Annotated in this window: 17 protein-coding genes; 15 read left to right on the plus strand and 2 right to left on the minus strand. The window is 65.0% G+C overall.

The features are described from left to right. Positions 1-52: 52 nt before the first annotated feature. Positions 53-433, minus strand: coding sequence for a hypothetical protein (locus CEK29_RS06905; protein WP_255176090.1), 381 nt, complete (start codon positions 431-433; stop codon positions 53-55). A 367-nt stretch (positions 434-800) separates the two neighbouring features. Beyond that, positions 801-3,689 carry a valine--tRNA ligase gene (locus CEK29_RS06910; protein WP_094857670.1) on the minus strand — a complete coding sequence of 963 codons (2,889 nt, stop codon included), beginning with the start codon at positions 3,687-3,689 and terminating at the stop codon, positions 801-803. Between the two features lie 385 nt (positions 3,690-4,074). Between CEK29_RS06910 and ndk the strand changes: the two genes are divergently transcribed. The 15 genes from ndk to CEK29_RS06985 all read left to right on the plus strand — a co-directional run bounded on the left by ndk (position 4,075) and on the right by CEK29_RS06985 (position 19,632). Continuing rightward, complete coding sequence (ndk, locus tag CEK29_RS06915; RefSeq protein ID WP_094800453.1) at positions 4,075-4,500, plus strand: nucleoside-diphosphate kinase; 426 nt, start codon at positions 4,075-4,077, stop codon at positions 4,498-4,500. 34 nt (positions 4,501-4,534) lie between these two features. After that, a complete protein-coding gene (rlmN, locus tag CEK29_RS06920) occupies positions 4,535-5,686 on the plus strand; it encodes a 23S rRNA (adenine(2503)-C(2))-methyltransferase RlmN (protein ID WP_094800451.1) in 1,152 nt (383 codons plus the stop codon). Next, positions 5,683-6,210, plus strand: coding sequence for a helix-turn-helix domain-containing protein (locus tag CEK29_RS06925; protein WP_094800449.1), 528 nt, complete (start codon positions 5,683-5,685; stop codon positions 6,208-6,210). Before rlmN ends, CEK29_RS06925 begins: the two co-directional genes overlap by 4 nt. Positions 6,211-6,224: 14 nt before the next feature. Beyond that, entirely contained in the window at positions 6,225-7,511 is a 1,287-nt protein-coding gene (ispG, locus tag CEK29_RS06930) for a flavodoxin-dependent (E)-4-hydroxy-3-methylbut-2-enyl-diphosphate synthase (protein ID WP_094857671.1), read from the plus strand. A gap of 52 nt (positions 7,512-7,563) precedes the next feature. After that, positions 7,564-8,856, plus strand: coding sequence for a histidine--tRNA ligase (gene hisS, locus CEK29_RS06935; protein WP_094857672.1), 1,293 nt, complete (start codon positions 7,564-7,566; stop codon positions 8,854-8,856). A 1-nt stretch (position 8,857) separates the two neighbouring features. Further along, positions 8,858-9,496, plus strand: coding sequence for a YfgM family protein (locus CEK29_RS06940; protein WP_094800444.1), 639 nt, complete (start codon positions 8,858-8,860; stop codon positions 9,494-9,496). A gap of 3 nt (positions 9,497-9,499) precedes the next feature. Further along, complete coding sequence (gene bamB, locus CEK29_RS06945; RefSeq protein WP_094800442.1) at positions 9,500-10,663, plus strand: outer membrane protein assembly factor BamB; 1,164 nt, start codon at positions 9,500-9,502, stop codon at positions 10,661-10,663. A gap of 21 nt (positions 10,664-10,684) precedes the next feature. Beyond that, positions 10,685-12,034, plus strand: a complete 1,350-nt coding sequence (gene der / locus CEK29_RS06950; protein ID WP_094800440.1) for a ribosome biogenesis GTPase Der — start codon at positions 10,685-10,687, stop codon at positions 12,032-12,034. Next, positions 12,035-13,117, plus strand: coding sequence for a histidinol-phosphate transaminase (gene hisC, locus CEK29_RS06955; RefSeq protein WP_094800438.1), 1,083 nt, complete (start codon positions 12,035-12,037; stop codon positions 13,115-13,117). A gap of 131 nt (positions 13,118-13,248) precedes the next feature. After that, a complete protein-coding gene (gene hfq / locus CEK29_RS06960; protein WP_003810707.1) occupies positions 13,249-13,485 on the plus strand; it encodes an RNA chaperone Hfq in 237 nt (78 codons plus the stop codon). A 90-nt stretch (positions 13,486-13,575) separates the two neighbouring features. Then, complete coding sequence (hflX, locus tag CEK29_RS06965) at positions 13,576-14,682, plus strand: GTPase HflX (protein WP_094800436.1); 1,107 nt, start codon at positions 13,576-13,578, stop codon at positions 14,680-14,682. Next, positions 14,648-15,967 carry an FtsH protease activity modulator HflK gene (hflK, locus tag CEK29_RS06970; RefSeq protein WP_094800434.1) on the plus strand — a complete coding sequence of 440 codons (1,320 nt, stop codon included), beginning with the start codon at positions 14,648-14,650 and terminating at the stop codon, positions 15,965-15,967. Before hflX ends, hflK begins: the two co-directional genes overlap by 35 nt. A gap of 18 nt (positions 15,968-15,985) precedes the next feature. Further along, positions 15,986-16,876, plus strand: a complete 891-nt coding sequence (gene hflC, locus CEK29_RS06975; RefSeq protein ID WP_094800432.1) for a protease modulator HflC — start codon at positions 15,986-15,988, stop codon at positions 16,874-16,876. A gap of 228 nt (positions 16,877-17,104) precedes the next feature. Next, complete coding sequence (locus CEK29_RS06980; protein WP_094857673.1) at positions 17,105-18,259, plus strand: ATP phosphoribosyltransferase regulatory subunit; 1,155 nt, start codon at positions 17,105-17,107, stop codon at positions 18,257-18,259. A 77-nt stretch (positions 18,260-18,336) separates the two neighbouring features. Beyond that, a complete protein-coding gene (locus tag CEK29_RS06985; protein WP_170948483.1) occupies positions 18,337-19,632 on the plus strand; it encodes an adenylosuccinate synthase in 1,296 nt (431 codons plus the stop codon). The last annotated feature ends 70 nt before the right edge of the window (positions 19,633-19,702 follow it).

Raw genomic sequence — 19,702 nt, forward strand, 5'->3', positions numbered from 1 at the left:
GGCGCTGATCGTTCAGCGCTGCCGGGTCTTGCCTGCCGCGCGACCCGCTGCTTCAGCGTGCGCCCGACATCGCCTTCAGTTGCGCGCACATCTTTTCCTTGTCGGCGGCGCTCATCGTGCCGAGTTTGGTCTTCGTGTCGTCATAGCTCGTCTTGAACGACTTGTCGAAGTCGGCGGCCGACATGCCCTGGCTGGCGGTGGCCGTCTTCTGCTGCTGCTTCATCTGTTCGAGTTGCGCGCTGGTGTAGGCGTTGCAGGCTTCGGCCGCGGCGTGCATCTGGCCGCTCAGGGCGGCCAGATTGGGCATTCCCTGTTGGCCCGGCATCGGTTGCTGCGCGGTGGCGGCGCCGCCCGCAAGCGCGAATGCGGCGGCGCTCATGACGGCGGCGGTCTTGATGTGGGAGAAGGCGCGGACTTGCGAGAGGATCGGCATTTCAGGTCTCCAACGTGATGGGAACGGCTGCCGGATCCACGGTCGCCGTTCCTGGCGTTGTTGTGGGGCAGCCAGCAAGGAGTGCGATGCGGGGTCATGGCCGGCGCTACTGCCTCGGCCATCCTGCCCCCGCTTCGCCCTCCACCAGCTCAGCCGGGCCCGACCCGGCTGTGCGCTGCGCAACGCAGCGGGGAAAATATGCCCCGTTTGTGCCGTGAGGCCCGGATACCCTTGCAACAGCCTGTATCGCGCCCGGACGCTCTGGCAGTGAGGCGCTGGCACAAACCTTTACGTTCGCCGGGCCGAGGCAAAAAAAAACCGGCCCCACTCGGGGCCGGTCTATCAGTGCGCGGGGAGGGCCGAGGGCTCAGCCGCCCAGCTTGGCGCGCTGATCGCGCACCTTGCCCAGCGTTTCGTTGAACTGCGCGACGCGCGCCTTCTCCTGCTCGACCACGGCGGCGGGCGCGCGTTCGACGAAGCTGGCGTTCCCGAGCTTGCCGTTGGCCTTGGCGATTTCGCCCTCGAGGCGCGCGATCTCCTTGTCCAGGCGCACGCGTTCGGCCGCCACGTCGATCTCCACGTGCAGCATGAGGTGGGCATTGCCCACCACCTGCACGGGCGCGCCGGCGTCGGGCAGGCTGTCGACCACGTCGACCTGGCTCAGCTTGGCCAGCGCGGCCAGATAGGGCGCATTGCGCTTGAGTACCGCGGCATCCCCCTGGGCGATGAGCGGCACGCGCTGGGCGGGCGACAGGTTCATTTCGCCACGCAGCGCGCGCACGGCCTCGATCTGCGCCTTGAGTTGGGCGACTTCGGCCTCGGCATCCTTGTCGATCGCCGCCGGGTTGGCGCGCGGATAGGGCTGCACGCTCACGCTGCCGGCCTGACCCGCCTCGCGCTTGCCGGCCACGACCGACACCTTCTGCCAGAGCTCTTCCGTGATGAACGGAATGATCGGGTGTGCCAGGCGCAGCACGACCTCCAGCACGCGGATCAGCGTGCGGCGGGTGCCCAACTGCTGGGCGGGCGTGCCGTTCTGGATCTGCACCTTGGCCAGTTCGACGTACCAGTCGCAGTACTCGTCCCACACGAAGCGGTACAGCGCGTTGGCCACGTTGTCGAAGCGGTAGTCGGCAAAGCCGCGTTCCACTTCGGCTTCGAGTGCCTGCATCTGGCTCACGATCCACTTGTCGGCGAACGACAGTTCACCGGTCTCGTTGCCGTGCAGCGCGTGCCCTTCCGTGTTCATGAGCACGAAGCGCGTCGCGTTCCAGAGCTTGTTGCAGAAGTTGCGGTAGCCTTCGCAACGCTTGAGGTCGAAGTTGATGTTGCGACCCAGCGTGGCGTATGCCGACATCGTGAAGCGCAGCGCGTCGGTGCCGAAGGCGGGGATGCCATCCGGGTATTGGCGGCGCGTGGCTTTCTCGATCGTGCCGGCCTGCTTCGGATTCATCAGGCCGAACGTGCGCTTGGCCACCAGCGAGTCCAGATCGATGCCGTCGATGAGGTCGACCGGGTCGAGCGTGTTGCCCTTGGACTTACTCATCTTCTGGCCGTCGGCATCACGGATGAGGCCGTGCACGTACACGTGCTTGAACGGAATGCTGCCGGTCATGTGCATGGTCATCATGACCATCCGCGCGACCCAGAAAAAGATGATGTCGAAGCCCGTGACGAGCACGCTGGAGGGCAGGTAGCGCGCCAGATCCGGCGTCTTTTCAGGCCAGCCCAGCGTGGTGAAGGGCACGAGCGCCGACGAGAACCAGGTGTCGAGCACGTCGGGGTCGCGGTTGAGCGGACCCGTCACGCCGGCGGCGCGCGCCTGCTCGAGCGCCTCTTCTTCGGAGTGCGCCACGAACACCTGACCGTCTTCGGAGAACCAGGCCGGAATCTGGTGGCCCCACCAGAGTTGACGCGAGATGCACCAGTCCTGGATGTTGTTGAGCCACTGGTTGTAGATCGTGGTCCAGTTGTCCGGGTAGAAGGTGATGCGGCCGTCGGCCACGGCGTCGAGCGCCACTTCGGTGATGCTCTTGCCCGGATTGATCGCGCCTTCGGGCGCGGGCTTGCTCATCGCCACGAACCATTGGTCGGTGAGCATGGGCTCCAGCACCACGCCCGTGCGGTCGCCGCGAGGCTGCATCATCTTGTGCGGTTCGACGCGCACCAGATAGCCGTCGGTTTCGAGCTGAGCAACCACGGCCTTGCGGGCCTCGTAGCGCTCCATGCCCTGAAACTGCGCCGGGCCGTTTTCGTTGATGTGCGCGTCGAGCGTGAAGATCACGATCAGCGGCAGGTCGTGGCGCAGGGCGCAGGCGTAGTCATTGAAGTCGTGGGCGCCGGTGATCTTCACGCAGCCCGTGCCGAACTCGGGATCGACGAAGTCGTCGGCGATGATCGGGATGTTGCGATCGCACAGCGGCAGCTCGACCAGCTTGCCCACCAGGTGCTTGTAGCGCGCATCGTCGGGGTGCACGCACAGCGCGCCGTCGGCCAGCATGGTCTCGGGACGGGTGGTGGCGATGGTCAGGCCGCGCAGCGTGACGGTATTGCCTTCCTTGTCCACGATGGTTTGCGGCCCGTCGACGAACGGGTACTCGATGTGCCACATGAAGCCGTCGGTTTCTTCCGACTGCACTTCGAGGTCGGACACGGCCGTCAGCAGCTTGGGATCCCAGTTGACCAGCCGCTTGCCGCGGTAGATCAGGCCCTGGCGGTACATGTGCACGAAAGTCTGGACCACGCCGCGCGACATGCGGTCGTCCATCGTGAAGTATTCGCGCGGCCAGTCGGCCGATGCGCCCAGGCGGCGCACCTGGCTGGTGATGGTGTTGCCGGATTGCTCCTTCCACTCCCAGACCTTCTCGGTGAAGGCGTCGCGGCCCAGATCGTGCCGCGACACGCCCTTGGCGTCGAGCTGGCGCTCCACCACGATCTGCGTGGCGATGCCGGCGTGGTCCGTGCCCGGGATGAAGACGGTGTCATCGCCGCTCATGCGGCGATAGCGGATCAGGCCGTCCATGATGGTCTGATTGAAGGCGTGACCCATGTGCAGGGTGCCCGTCACGTTCGGCGGCGGGAACTGGATGCAGTAAGGCTGGCTATCCGCCCCCGTTTCTACGTGGCGGCCCGCCTCGAAATAGCCCCGTTTTACCCATTCGTCGTACCAGCGCGATTCGATCTCGGCGGGTTCGAAGCTTTTGGACAGTTCGGGAGTGTCGTTCGGGGAAGAATTCGGGTCGGCAGCTTGGGTCATTACTCAGTTCCGGCAAACAGGGGCCCGACCATACTGGCGGTCGAGCAAACCATCGATTTTAAGATGTAATGCGGTCGTGTCGGCGTGTTAGAATGCCGGGTTACTGTAAACCTTTTAGAAGTCTCTGTTTTTATTGAGGAATTCTGATTGGTTGCCAGTGCCGAATCCTGGTTCTGACGTTCGGGCCGGTGCTGAGGTGCGTGCCCGTGGGCACGTCCTTGGGGGCGCGCCAGCATGCAACCGAGGCGCGCGCCGGCAGGCTCGCCACCCCCAAACACAGTTCCCCCAGGCCGTCATGTCGGTCGCGGCCGCGCAGAACTCTCCGCGCGGCCGGGCGTCAAACCCTATTGAAAATCTGTCGTCAAGTCAGTCTTTTGGAGTTCTCATGTCCATTGAACGCACCCTCTCGATCATCAAGCCCGACGCCGTCGCCAAGAACGCCATCGGTCAGATCGTTGCCCGTTTCGAGCAAGCCGGCCTGAAGGTCGTCGCTGCCCGTCTGCAACAACTGTCGCGCGCCGACGCCGAGCGTTTCTACGCCGTGCACGCCGAGCGCCCCTTCTTCAAGGACCTGGTCGATTTCATGATCTCGGGCCCCGTGTTCGTGCAAGCCCTCGAAGGTGAAGGCGCCATCGCCAAGAACCGGGACCTGATGGGCGCGACCGATCCCAAGAAGGCTGCCCCGGGCACCATCCGCGCCGACTTCGCCGAAAGCATCGACGCCAACGCCGTGCACGGTTCGGACGCTCCCGAAACCGCCGCCGTCGAAATCGCTTTCTTCTTCCCCGAAATCAACATCCACAGCCGTTGATCACGGGTCTGGCTTTTCTGTCTGTCTTTGCGTCATGAGCACTGTCGAACGAATCAATCTGCTGGGCATGGATGCCGGCGCCCTGGCCGACCTGGTCGGCAAGTGGGGCGGCAAGCCTTTTCGCGCACGCCAGCTGCAGCGCTGGATTCACCAGCGCGGCGCCGATTCGTTCGACGCCATGACCGATCTCGCCCGTGATTTTCGCGGGCAGCTGGCCCAGAACTGCCTGATCGAAGCGCTGCCGGTCGCGACCGAGCAGCGCTCCGTCGACGGCACACGCAAGTGGCTGTTCGATGTGGGGCAGGGCAATGCCATCGAAACCGTCTTCATCCCCGAAGACGACCGCGGCACGCTGTGCATCTCCAGCCAGGCCGGCTGCGTGGTGAACTGCCGCTTCTGTTCGACGGGCCATCAAGGTTTCAACCGCAATCTGCGCACCGACGAAATCATCGGTCAGCTGTGGCATGCCAAGCGTGCCGTCGAAGCCGATATCGGCTCCGCGCGCCTGGCCAGTGCCAAGGCTTCCGAAGATACCCGCGTCATCAGCAACGTCGTGATGATGGGCATGGGCGAGCCGCTGCTCAACTACGACCAGGTCTTGCCCGCGCTGCGTCTCATGCTCGACGACAACGCTTATGGTCTGTCGCGCCGACGCGTCACGGTGTCCACCTCGGGTGTCGTGCCCATGATGGACCGGCTCTCGCAGGATTGCCCGGTGGCGCTGGCCGTCTCGCTGCACGCGCCCAACGACGCGCTGCGCGACGAGCTCGTGCCGCTCAACAAGAAATACCCCCTCGCTGAATTGCTCGCCGCCTGCAATCGATATCTCGAGCATGCGCCGCGCGATTTCATCACGTTCGAATACTGCATGCTGGATGGCGTCAACGACACCGACCAGCACGCCAAGGAACTGATCCAGGTGGCGCGCCAGGTGCGTTGCAAGCTCAACCTGATTCCGTTCAACCCGTTCCCGGCGTCCGGCCTGAAGCGCTCGCCGTCGGCCCGGGTCAAGGTTTTCGCCCAGCGTCTGATGGACGCGGGCATCATCACCACCGTGCGCAAGACGCGCGGTGACGACATCGACGCCGCCTGTGGCCAGTTGGCCGGCGAAGTCAAGGATCGCACGCGTATCACCGAGCGCAACGCTGCCGCTCGGTCCATTCCCATCCGACAGGTGCCAGCATGACGCAGGAAATCGCTCCCGCAGTATCGCAAGCCGTTCCCGCAACCGATCCCGGTGCGGCAGCGGCCACTGTCGGCGCGGCCCTGCGAGCCTTGCGGCTCTCCAAAGGCTGGTCCCTCGAAGAGGTGTCCGGCCGCATCAAGTTTTCTCCCCGTCAGATCCAGGCACTCGAAGAAGAGCGCTGGAACGATCTGCCCACCGGGGTGTCGTTGCGTGGCCTGATCCGTAACTACGCGCGCCTGCTGGGCGCCGACGGTCAGGCCATCGCCGGTTCGCTCGAGGCGCACGCGCCCGCGCCGGCGGCCAGCGTCGCCCCGACGCGCGGCAGCAGCCTGGCGCAGAGCCGTGGCCTGCGCACCTCCGGTACCGAAGGGCTGCCCAGCGAAGACGACCGTTCCGGCGGATCCTGGGGCTGGTGGATCGTGATTCTGGTGCTGATCGCCGCCGGCGTCGGCTATGCCTTCTGGCAAGGCTGGCTGCCGCGTGAGTGGCTGTCGTTCCAGTGGGTTTCCCAGTTGACCAAGTAACACCGGCCCGATTCATGCAAGATCAGTCCAAGCCCTGCCAGGACACGCCGCCTCCCGACGTGGGCGCCGCGCCGCGCCGTCGCACGCGTGCCGTCCAGGTCAAATGGGGCGAGCGTGTCGTCACCATCGGCGGTGACGCTCCGGTCGTGGTGCAGTCCATGACCAACACCGATACCGCGGATCCGATCGCCACCGCGATCCAGGTCAAGGAGCTGGCCCAGGCGGGTTCCGAGATCGTCCGGATCACCGTGAATACCCCCGAGGCCGCGCGCGAGGTCATCGCGATCCGCGAGCAGCTCGATCGCATGGGCATGTCCGTCCCGCTCGTCGGCGACTTCCACTACAACGGTCACAAGCTGCTCACGCAGTTTCCCGATTGCGCGCAGGCCCTGTCCAAGTACCGCATCAATCCGGGCAACATGGGCGGGGGCAAGCGCCGCGACGACAACTTCGCGCAGATGATCGAAGTGGCCTGCCGCCACGACAAGCCGGTGCGTATCGGCGTCAACTGGGGCAGCCTCGATCACGAGCTGATGGCGCGCAAGATGGACGTGAACAACGCCCGCGCCACGCCCTGGGAAGCCCAGGCCGTGATGCGCGACGCTCTCGTCGAGTCCGCCATCACCAATGCGCTGCGCGCCGAAGAGCTCGGCCTCGCCGGCGACAAGATCGTGCTGTCCTGCAAGGTCAGCCATGTGCAGGATCTGATCGCGGTGTATCGCGATCTGTCCTCGCGCTGCGATTACCCGCTACATCTCGGGCTCACCGAAGCCGGCATGGGCAGCAAGGGCATCGTCGCCTCGACGGCCGCGCTGGCTGTGCTCATGCAGCAGGGCATCGGCGACACCATCCGGATCTCGCTCACCCCCGAGCCCGGCGGCGACCGCGATCGCGAAGCGATCGTCGCCCAGGAAATCCTCCAGACCATGGGTCTGCGTGCCTTCACCCCCATGGTCGTGGCCTGCCCGGGCTGTGGCCGCACGAGCAGCACCTTCTTCCAGGAGCTCGCCGACAGCATCCAGTCGTATCTGCGTCGCCAGATGCCGCTGTGGCGCACCCGCTATCCGGGCGTCGAGAGCATGAACGTGGCCGTGATGGGCTGTGTGGTCAACGGCCCCGGCGAAAGCCGGCACGCCGACATCGGTATCAGCCTGCCCGGTACCGGTGAGGTGCCCGCCGCCCCGGTATTCGTCGACGGCGAACGCACCGTCACGCTCAAGGGCGATCACATCGCCGAAGAGTTCCAGGCCATCGTCGAAGATTATGTCGCCCGCCGCTACGGCGCCGACGCTTCTCATTAAGTACAAGGACCAGGCCGCCTGTCCTCGCGGGGATGACGGTGGCACGACAAAGATGACGCAAGCTTTCCAGAAAGTCTCCGCCATTCGCGGGATGAACGACCTGCTGCCGGGCCAAAGCGCCCAATGGGAGCGTTTCGAGGAAATCGTGCGCGGCTGGTTGCGCAGCTACGGCTATCGCAACATGCGCACGCCGGTGCTCGAGAGCACGCGCCTCTTCGCGCGCGGGATCGGCGAAGTCACCGACATCGTCGAAAAAGAGATGTACACCTTCTGGGACGGCGCCGAAGGCAAGCAGGATCAGGTCACGATGCGGCCCGAAATGACCGCAGGCATCGTGCGCGCCACGATCGAGCACAACATGCTCTACGACCGGCCGCATCGCGTCTACTCGATCGGTCCGGTGTTTCGCCGCGAGCGGCCTCAGCGCGGCCGCTATCGCCAGTTTCACCAGATCGACGTCGAGGCGCTGGGCCTCGCCGGCCCGGATGTCGACGCCGAGCTGATCGTCATGCTCGCGCGCCTCTGGAAGATGCTGGGCCTGACCGACATCCGCCTCGAGCTCAACTCGCTGGGCCAGCCCGCCGAGCGCGCGGCGCACCGCACGGCGCTCATCGCTCACCTCGAGAAGCACGCCGACATCCTCGACGAAGACGGCAAGCGCCGCCTCTACTCGAACCCGCTGCGCGTCCTCGACACCAAGAATCCCGCCATGCAGGCGATGGCCGACAGCGCGCCACGCCTGTTCGACTTCCTGGGCGAAGAATCCCGGGCGCACTTCGATGGCCTGTGCCAGCGTCTGACCGACGCGGGCATCGAGTACCGCCTCAATCCGCGTCTGGTGCGGGGTCTCGACTACTACAACCTCACCGTCTTCGAGTGGGTCACGGACCGCCTCGGCGCGCAGGGCACGGTGTGCGGCGGTGGCCGCTACGACGGCCTGATCGAGCTGCTCGGCGGCAAGCCGGCGCCGGCCGTCGGCTTCGCCATCGGCATGGAACGGCTGCTCGATCTGTGGCAGCAAAGCGTGCCGGCCGAAGCCGAGGCCGAGTGCGACGTCTATGTGGTTCACCAGGGCGAAGGCGCGCAGCGTCTGGCCGCCAAGGTGGGCGAGCAGTTGCGTGATGCCGGCTTCTCGGTCATCGTGCACGCCGGCGCGACCGGCTTCAAGGCGCAATTCAAGCGTGCCGACGGCAGCGGTGCCCGGGTTGCGGTTATTCTTGGCGACGATGAAGTGGCCAACAACACCGCAAGCCTCAAGTATCTACGCGGCGAAGCCGAGGGCGCTGCCAGCCAGCAGCAGGTCCCGCTCGCACAGTTGGCTGAAGTTCTGAAATCCAAGGGTTAGCATGGCATACGATCTCGAAGAACAGGAAAAACTCGACGCAATCAAGGCCTGGTGGGCACGCTGGGGCACGCTGCTGCTCGGCTTGGCGACCGTGATCGTGCTGGCCTGGGCCGCCTCCGCGGGCTGGAAGGCCTATCAGGGCTATCGCGCCAATCAGGCCATGGGCTACTTCGAGGCCCTCGAAGATGCCGCCCGCCTGGGTGGTGCCGATTCGGCCGTGCGCATCAAGGCCGCCGCCGCAACGCTGCGTGACGACTATCCCGCCACCGGCTATGCCGGCCGGGGCGCGCTCGTCGCCGCCGCCGCGCTGATCGAACAGAAAGATACCGATGGCGCGCGTCAGCAGCTCGAATGGCTGGCCAGCCAGGAAAAGCAGCCCGCGCTCGCGCCGGTCGCGCGTCTGCGTCTGGCAGGCATGCTGCTCGACCAAAAGCAATACGATGCCGCGCTGGCGCAGCTCAACAATCCGCCGGCGCCTTTCGCCGCGCTGTATGCCGATCGTCGTGGCGACGTGCTGGCAGCTCAAGGCAAGCGCGAAGAAGCCCGCACGGCGTGGCAACAGGCCGTCGACGGTCTGGGCGCCGCGAATCCCCTCACGCAAGCCGTGCAACTGAAACTCGATGCTTTGACCGGAGCCTGATAAGTGATGCGTAATTCCCGTCCTGGCCGTCTGATCTGGCGCGGCGCCTTCGTCATGAGCGCCGTCCTGGCCCTGAGCGCGTGCTCGTGGTTCTCCAAGGACGACGACCGCTATGCGCCGGCGCCCCTGACTGATTATTCGCCCGCCATGTCGGCGCGCGCCGTGTGGTCGCAGTCGATCGGTAGCGGTTCCGGCCTGGGCTTCGCGCCCACGGTGCTGGGCGATGCCGTCTACGCCGCGACGCCCGATGGCTCCGTCGGCAAGTTCGACCTCCAGAGCGGCCGCGTCGTCTGGAAGAGCAAGGCAGAGTCCAAGCTGTCCGCCGGTGTGGGCAGCGACGGCACCACCACGGCAGTGGCCACGCCCTCGGGCGAAGTCGTCGCGTTCGACGACACCGGCAAGATCAAGTGGCGCGCCAAGGCGTCCAGCGATGTCGAGATTCCGCCCGTGGTCGGTTACGGCGCCGTCGTCGTCCGTAGCGGCGACTACCGCATCCAGGCCTTCGACGCCAATACCGGCAATCGTCTGTGGAGCCTGCAGCGTCCGGGTCCGGCGCTCGCCTTGCGCAGCCCGGCCCAGATGGTCATGGCCGAAGGCCTGGTCATCACCGGTCTGCCGGGTGGCAAGATGCTGGCGATCAACGTCGCGTCCGGCAACGTCCAATGGGAAGGCACCGTGGCCACGCCCAAGGGCGCGAGCGACCTCGAACGCCTCACCGACGTAGTCGGTGCGCCGCGCCTGATCGGTCCGCTGATGTGCGCCGTGGCCTATCAGGGTCGCATCGTTTGCTTCGACGTCACCCAGGGTGGCCGTCCGCTGTGGGCCAAGGATTTCTCCAGCGCCAGCGGCATGGCGCTCGACGATCGCTTTGCCTTCGCGCCCGACCAGAACGGCGTCGTGAACGCCTTCGCGCTCGAGAACGGCAACAACGTCTGGAAGCAGGCCGGCCTGAAGAACCGTAAACTGACCTCGCCGGCCATCCTCGGCGGCGCGGTCGCCGTCGGCGACTACGACGGTTATGTGCATTTCCTGTCGCGCAGCGATGGCCGCCTGATGGCGCGCGTGTCGGTGGGCGGTGGCGCGGTGGTCTCGCCGCTTCAGACCACGTCGCAGGGCGTGGTGGTCCAGACCGGCAACGGCAATCTGGTCCTCCTCGGTACCAACTAATCCAAAACTAAGCCTTACACCGTGTCTTTCAAACCTGTCGTTGCCCTGGTCGGCCGTCCCAATGTCGGAAAGTCGACCCTCTTCAACCGCCTTACGCGCTCCCGGGCGGCGTTGGTGGCCGACTATTCCGGCCTGACCCGCGACCGGCATTACGGCGAGGGCAGGGTCGGGGAAACGCCTTTCATCGTGATCGACACGGGCGGCTTCGAGCCGGTGGCCAAGGACGGCATCCTGGCCGAAATGGCGCGCCAGACGCGCCAGGCCATCGCCGAAGCCGACGTGGTGGTGTTTTTGGTCGACGCGCGCGCCGGCATCAACGCGCACGATCACGAGATCGCGCGCCTGCTGCGCAAGTCGGGTCAGCAACGCGTCCTGCTCGCGGTCAATAAGGCCGAAGGCATGGGCGTGGGCAGCGCCACGGGTGATTTCCACGAGCTCGGCCTGGGGCAGCCCTATCCGATCTCGGCCGCGCACGGCGATGGCATCGTCGATCTGATCGGCATCGCCCTCGAGGGCCTGGTCGAACCCGAGCCCGAGCTTGCCGACGGCGAGGGCGAGCCCGATCACCGCATCAAGCTGGCGATCGTCGGTCGTCCCAACGTCGGCAAGTCCACGCTCATCAACACGCTGATGGGCGAAGAGCGCGTGATCGCGTTCGACATGCCGGGTACCACGCGCGATGCGATCGAGATCGAATTCGAGCGCGACGGGCGCAAGTACACGCTGATCGACACCGCCGGGCTGCGCAAGCGCGGCAAGGTGTTCGAGGCCGTCGAGAAGTTCTCCGTCATCAAGACGCTGCAGGCCATCGAGGCCAGCAACGTCGTGCTGCTGATGATCGACGCGCAATCCGAAGTCTCCGAACAAGACGCCCACATCGCGGGCTTCGTGCTCGAGACCGGACGCGCCGTGGTCGTGGCCATCAACAAATGGGACGGCCTCGACGACGAACAGCGCGAGCGCATCGAACGCGAATTCCAGCGCAAGCTGCGGTTTCTGTCGTTCGCGCGTATGCACACCATCTCGGCGCTCAAGGGGCAGGGCATTCGCCCGCTGCTCAAGTCGGTCAATGCGGCGCATGCCGCGGCATTCGCCAAGCTCTCGACCCCCAAGCTCACCCGTGAGCTCCAGGACGCCGTCGAGCAGCAGCAGCCGCCGCGCAAGGGCATTTTCCGTCCGAAGATGCGCTATGCGCACCAGGGCGGACAAAACCCGCCGCTCGTGGTCATCCACGGCAACGCACTGGACGCGATTCCGGATTCGTACCGCCGCTACCTCGAAACCCGCTTCCGCAACGCCTTCAATCTGGCTGGCACGCCGCTGCGCATCGAGTTCAAGTCCTCGCACAACCCCTACGCCGAGGACAAGTAAATGAGCCGCTACTGGAGCCCCGTGGTCGGGGCGCTCAGTCCCTACGTGCCCGGCGAGCAGCCCAAGCTGCTCGATCTGGTCAAGCTCAACACCAACGAAAACCCGTACGGACCGTCGCCGAAGGCCATCGAGGCCATTCGCGCCGCAACCGACGACACGTTGCGCCTGTATCCCGATCCGGGCTCCGATCGTCTGCGCGAGGCCATCGCCGCGCAGGCAGGGCACGGCATCACGGCGGCGCACGTTTTCGTAGGCAATGGTTCCGACGAAGTGCTCGCCCACGTGTTCGTGGCCCTGCTCAAGCACGAGGGTCGCAAGCTGCTGTTCCCGGACATCAGCTACAGCTTCTATCCGGTTTATTGCGGTCTCTTCGGCATCGAGCACGACACCGTGCCGCTCACCGACGACTTCCGGGTTGAGCCGCAGGATTACCTGCCTGCTGGTGGGCAGGCCGCGGGCGGCATCATCTTCCCGAATCCCAACGCACCCACCGGCCGCGCCATGCCGCTCGCCGATGTCGAGCGCATCGTGGCGGGCAATCCGCAATGCGTGGTCGTGATCGATGAGGCGTATGTCGATTTCGGCGCCGAGAGCGCGGTGTCGCTGGTGGCGCGTCACGACAACCTGCTGGTGGTGCAGACGCTGTCGAAGTCGCGCTCGCTCGCCGGTCTGCGCGTGGGTCACGCCATCGGTCATCCGGCCCTGATCGAAGGTCTGGAGCGCGTCAAAGACAGCTTCAATTCCTATCCGATCGACCGTCTGGCTTCGGCTGGCGCCATCGCCGCGCTCGAAGATCAGGCCTATTTCGAACAGACCTGCCGCGCCATCGTCGCCACGCGCGACCGGCTGACCGCCGACCTCCAGGCGCTGGGCTTCGAGGTGCTGCCGTCGGCCGCCAACTTCGTGTTCGCCCGCCATCCCGCGCACGATGGCGCCGCGCTCGCCGCGGCCCTGCGCGAGCGTGCGATCATCGTGCGTCATTTCCGTCGTGCGCGTATCGATCAATTCCTTCGCATCACGGTCGGAACCGACGACGAATGTGCCCGTCTAATCACGGGCCTGAAGGCGATTTTTTCATCGTGACGCCCTCGGGGAAAATCTGAAAACTCTCGTGGCATCTTGCCCGGGCAGCCAAGTGGCACCGCCCGGGAAAACCCTGTAGAGTACATATTTCGGCGTCCGCCACCACCTCAATAACAAATGGAGCCTGGCCAATGAGCAATAAAGGGCAAACTTTGCAAGACCCGTTTCTGAACACGCTGCGCAAGGAACACGTGCCCGTGTCGATCTATCTGGTCAACGGGATCAAGCTTCAGGGGCAGATCGAATCCTTCGACCAATACGTGGTGCTGCTGCGTAATACCGTGACCCAGATGGTCTACAAGCACGCGATCTCGACCGTCGTTCCGGCGCGAGCCGTCAATTTCCAGGTGGAAGTTCCCGCTGAATAAACCGTTTATTGCTCCGGCAGTACCTCCTGTTGCCCGCCGCACGCTTCGTGCCGGCGGGCATTTTCGCTTTGGCCTCGAAATGGTGCACGTATGCGAGCCCTGATTATCAGTGTGGATCTGGGCAGTCCTGATCATATTGCCCATGCCGAAGAATTCGCGATGCTGGCCGACGGCGCCGGCGCGGAAATCGTCGGTACCCTCAACGCGCGCCGAGACCGGCCCGACGCCAAATTCTTCATCGGCTCGGGCAAGGTCGAAGAGGGCGTGGCCATGGCCGGCGCGCTGCTCGCCGATATCGTGCTGTTCGATCAGCCGTTGTCGCCCGCGCAGCAGCGCAACCTCGAACGCGAATTCAACCTGCGCGTCGTCGATCGCGTGGCCCTGATCCTCGACATCTTCGCGTTGCGCGCGAAGAGTCACGAAGGCAAGCTGCAGGTCGAGCTCGCTCAGCTGCAGCATCTCTCCACGCGCCTCACGCGGTTGTGGAGTCACTTGGAACGTCAGCGCGGTGGTATCGGCATGCGCGGGCCGGGTGAATCCCAGCTCGAAATGGATCGACGCATGATCGGCGCCAAGGTCAAGATGCTGCGCGAGCGCCTCGACCGTGTCGAACGTCAGCGCATCACGCAACGTCGTGCGCGTGCGCGCGGCGGCGCCTTGTCGGTCTCGCTCGTGGGCTATACCAACGCCGGCAAGTCGACGCTGTTCAATTCGCTCACGCGCGCGGGCGCCTACGCGGCCGATCAGTTGTTCGCCACGCTCGACACGACCACGCGGCGCATCTGGATCGACGGCGCGGGCTCGGTGGTGCTTTCGGATACGGTGGGATTCATTCGTGATCTGCCGCCCAACCTGATTGCGGCATTCCGCGCCACGCTCGAAGAAACCGTGCACGCCGACCTGCTTCTGCATGTGGTCGACGCGGCCAGTCCGCAGCGCGACGAGCAGGTGCTGGAAGTCCAGAAGGTGCTGACGGAAATCGGCGCAGCCGAGATTCCGACCATTCTGGTATACAACAAGATCGACCGCCTTGACCTGCCTCCGCGGGTCGAGCGCGATGCCCATGGTACGATTGCGCGAGTATTCGTAAGCGCTACCGAGCGCGCCGGTCTGGATGCGTTGCGCGGGGCAATTGCAGAGACCGGACAGATTGCGGGAAACAATGCCTCGAATCAACAAACTCTTCAATCTGAATGATCCCGGCTGGGGTCGTGGCAACAACAATGGCTCCGAGCCGCCCAAGCAGCGGCCGCAGGGCAATGGAGACGGTCCGCCAGATCTCGATGAGGTCTGGCGAGACTTCAATAACCGCATAGGTTCGATCTTCGGGCGCAAGGGCGGCGGCAATAACAACCGCCCCAACTCGCCGCGCGGGGGCTTTCAGCCGCCGTCGCCGCGAGGCGCCCGGATCGGTCTCGGCGTCATCGTTCTGGTGGCGGCCGGCTTGTGGTTGGCGAGCGGCTTCTTCATCGTCCAGGAAGGCCAGGTGGCCGTGGTCACCCAGTTCGGCAAATACAAGTCCACGGCGCCCGCGGGTTTCCAGTGGCGCATGCCGTATCCGATCCAATCGCACGAAATGGTCAACATTTCGCAGCTGCGTACGTTCGAAGTCGGTTTCCGCGGGGGTTCGCGCAACAAGGTTCTGCCTGAATCGCTGATGCTTACCACCGACGAAAACATCGTCGACATGCAGTTCGTGGTGCAGTACCGCCTGCGTGCGGACGGCGCGCCCGATTATCTGTTCAAGATGCGCGATCCGGATGATTCCGTGCGCCAGGCCGCCGAAACCGCCATGCGCGAGATCGTCGGCAAGAAGCAGATGGACTTCGTGCTGTACGAAGGCCGTACCGAAGTGGCTGGCGAAGTCCAGGCACTCATGCAACAGATCCTCGACCGCTACCAGGCGGGCATCCAGATCAGCACGGTCGCCATCCAGAACGTCCAGCCGCCCGAACAGGTGCAGGCCGCGTTCGACGATGCGGTCAAGGCCGGTCAGGATCGCGAGCGTCAGATCAACGAAGGTCAGGCCTACGCCAATCAGGTCGTGCCGCTCGCCAGTGGTCAGGCGTCGCGCATGCTCGAGCAGGCCGAAGGTTACAAGGCCAAGGTCATCGGCGACGCGCAGGGTAATTCGGCACGCTTCGTGTCGATCCTGGGCGAATACGAGAAGGCGCCGCGCGTCATGCGCGAACGTCTCTATCTCGAGACCATGCAAGAGGTCTTCACGCGTGCCAGCAAGGTCATGGTCGATACGCAGAACGGCAATCAGCTGATGTATCTCCCGCTCGACAAGATCATGCAGCAGGCCGCGCACGAGGCGGGTCGTCCGCAGGGCAGCAATCTGAGTCTTCCGGGCGGCAACCAGCCCACGATTCCGCCCGCGCCCTCGCGCACTCCGGGGTCGGCGAACAACGCCGGCAATAGCGGCAACAACAGCAACACCGGCAACACGCTCACGCGCGATCGCGTGTTGTCCCGCTAATCCCGAGGAGCCCTGACTATGCAACGTCTCATGCCTTACCTGGTCGGCCTTCTCATCATCCTGGCCGTCCTTTCTTCCTGCGTTTTCGTCGTGCGCGAGCGCGACTACGCGCTGGTGTTCTCGCTGGGTGAAGTCCGTACCGTTATCAACGAGCCGGGTCTCTACTTCAAGGCGCCGCCGCCGTTCCAGAACGTCGTCACGCTCGACAAGCGCATTCTCACCATCGAATCGAGCGATGCCGAGCGCATCCAGACTTCTGAAAAGAAGAACCTGATGATCGACTCGTACGTGAAGTGGCGCATTGCCGATCCGCGCCTGTACTACGTGACCTTCGGTGGCAACGAGCGCGCCGCCCAGGAACGTCTGCAGGCTCAGATCCGCGACGCGCTCAACGCGTCGGTCAACGTGCGTACCGTCAAGGACGTCGTGTCGGCCGAGCGCGACAAGGTGATGGCCGAAATCCTCACTAATGTCGCGAAGCGCGCCGAGCCGCTGGGCGTGCAAGTGGTCGACGTGCGTCTGCGCCGTATCGAGTTCGCGCCCGAGATTTCCGAATCGGTTTACCGCCGTATGGAAGCCGAGCGTACGCGTGTCGCCAACGAGCTGCGCTCGATCGGTGCCGCCGAGAGCGAGAAGATCCGCGCCGAAGCCGACCGCCAACGCGAAGTGATCGTGGCTCAGGCCTACGCCCGTGCCCAGACGGTCATGGGTGAGGGCGACGCCCAGGCCGGCAGCATCTATGCCGAAGCCTTCGGCCGCAATCCCGAGTTCTACTCTTTCTACAAGAGCCTCGAGGGTTACCGCGCTGCCTTCTCGAAGACGGGCGACGTGCTGGTGGTGGATCCGTCGTCGGATTTCTTCCAGTTCTTCAAGAACCCGACGGCCGCGACCACGGGCACGGCTCAGTAAGACCACGGTTGCCTCGCCTCGGCGGGGCGCCATCCGGGCGGGGCGTCTTCGGGCGCCCCGTTTGGCATTCCGGGGCTGGGCAAGGGGTAGGACGATCTGCCCGATCCATGTACAATACCCCGTAAGCTAGAACATTTCCGCAACGGCTGAGCGGGCTTACGCCCCCTCAGCCGTTTTCATTTTGGGCGACGCTTTCGTTTGATCGACGCGTCATTCAGGTAAATATTCATGGGTAACTGGTTGCTGCCCGAGGGGCTGGCAGATGTCTTGCCGGCCGAGGCCCGGCGCATCGAGGAACTGCGGCGCGAGCTGCTCGATCTCTACCGTACTTACGGTTTCGAGCTGGTCGCTCCGCCGCTGGTCGAATACATCGATTCTCTGCTGGGTGCCGGCAGTGATCTGGGGTTGTACACCTGCAAGCTGGTCGACCAGCTGTCGGGTCGCACGTTGGGCGTACGCGCCGACATGACCACCCAGGTCACGCGCATCGATGCTCACCTCCTCAATCGCGCTGGCGTGACCCGCCTTTGCTATTGCGGCACTGTCCTGCATGCCCGCCCGGCCGACCTGCTGTCGAGCCGCGAGCTGCTGCAGATCGGCGCCGAGATTTACGGCCATGCGGGTTTCGAGGCCGACCTCGAAATCATCAACCTGGTACTCGAAACGGTCGGTATCGCCGGGGTGCGTGCGCCGCGTCTCGATCTGAGCCATTCGGGCGTGGTCAAGGCGCTGTTCGACGCGGATGCCGCGGCGGTGGCGCGCGCCAGCGAGATCATCCTGCTGCTGCGCGAGAAAGATGTGGCGGGTCTGAAGGCGCTCAACGAGAGCGGCCCGGCATTGCGCTCCGAAACGCAACAGGCGTTGCGCGCGCTGGCCGAGCTGTACGGTGGGCCCGAGGTGCTGGCAGAAGCGCGCCGCGTGCTGCCGGCATTGCCGGCGCTCGCGGCCGCCCTCGACGACCTCCAGGCCGTGGTCGATGCGCTGCCCGAGGTGGCGCTGGGTATCGACCTGGCGGACGTCGGCGGTTACGGTTATCACTCCGGCGTCACCTTCGCGCTTTATGCCGAGGGGTGGCACGATGCATTGGTGCGTGGCGGTCGCTATGACGACGTCAGCCGCGCATTCGGCCGGGCTCGCCCGGCCACGGGCTTCAGTCTCGACCTGCGCAAGCTCGCAGCCGGGCTGGCGCCGGCAGAACCCGGGCGCGCCGTACGCGCGCCCTGGGGGCAGGACCCCGCCCTGATCGATGCGGTGCGCGCACTGCGCCGGTCGGGCGAAATCGTCGTCCAGGTATTGCCCGGTCATGAGCAAGACCAGGACGAATACGTTTGCGATCGCGAGCTGGCACTGCAAGAAGGTGCCTGGACGGTCAAAACGCTGTGACTAATTCCCTCCCGATGACGGGAGGGCCGCGGGGAGATTTCCGGATTTCCCGAGAAACTCGATATTTGATTCGTAACATGAGCAAGAACGTCGTGGTTATCGGCACCCAATGGGGTGACGAGGGTAAGGGCAAGATCGTCGACTGGCTGGCAGAGTCGGTTCAGGGCGTGGTCCGCTTCCAGGGTGGCCATAATGCTGGCCACACGCTGTGGATCAACGGCCAGAAGACCATTCTGCGTCTGATCCCGTCGGGCATCATGCATCCTGGCGTGACCTGCTACATCGGCAACGGTGTGGTGCTGTCGCCCGAGGCCCTGCTCAAGGAAATCGAAGAGCTCGAGGCCGCCGGCCTCGATGTGCGCTCGCGTCTGCAGATCTCTGAAGTCTGCCCGCTGATCCTGCCGTACCACGTGGCCGTCGACAAGGCGCGCGAGGCACGCAAGGGCGAGGGCAAGATCGGCACGACCGGTCGCGGCATCGGCCCGGCCTACGAAGACAAGGTCGCCCGCCGCGCGCTGCGCGTGCAAGACCTCTTCAATCCGAGCCTGTTCGACGAAAAGCTCGCCGAAGTGCTCGACTACCACAACTTCGTGCTGACCCAGTACCTGGGCGCAGAAGCCGTGTCGGCCAACGAAGTGCGTGACCAGGCCATGGCGCTCGCGCCGGCCATCGCCCCGATGGTGCGCGATGTCTCGAGCAACCTCTATCTGGCTCAGCAGCAAGGCGCCAGCCTGCTGTTCGAAGGCGCGCAGGGCGCACTGCTCGACGTCGACCACGGTACCTACCCGTTCGTCACGAGCAGCAACTGCGTGGCGGGTGCGGCCTCGGCCGGCGCCGGCGTGGGCCCGCAATCGCTGAACTACGTGCTCGGCATCACCAAGGCCTACACCACGCGTGTCGGTTCGGGTCCGTTCCCGACCGAGCTGGTCGACGAGATCGGTACGCGCCTGGCCACCATCGGCAAGGAATTCGGTTCGGTCACGGGCCGTCCGCGCCGCTGCGGCTGGTTCGACGGCGCCGCGCTCAAGCGCTCGGTGCGCCTGAACGGCATCTCGGGCCTGTGCATCACCAAGCTCGACGTGCTCGACGGCCTCGAAACCATCCAGCTCGGCGTCGGCTATCGCGTCGATGGCGAGTTCCGTGACGTGCTGCCGTACGGCGCCCACGCCGTCGCTCAGGCTCAGCCGGTGCTCGAAGAGCTGCCGGGCTGGTCCGAGTCGACCGTCGGCATCACCGAGTATGCCAAGCTGCCCGCCAACGCCCGCCGCTACCTCGAGCGCGTGGCGGAAGTGTGCGGCGTGCCGATCGACCTGGTGTCGACCGGTCCGGATCGCAACGAAACCATCGTGCTGCGCCACCCCTTCAAGGGCTGAACGCACACGCCCGGGCAGAGCAGGCCGCTTTTTCAATCGCCTTTGCCCGGGTTATGATTCGCCAGGCCGC

Source organism: Bordetella genomosp. 5, from assembly GCF_002261475.1.
Taxonomy (GTDB): Bacteria; Pseudomonadota; Gammaproteobacteria; order Burkholderiales; family Burkholderiaceae_B; genus Bordetella.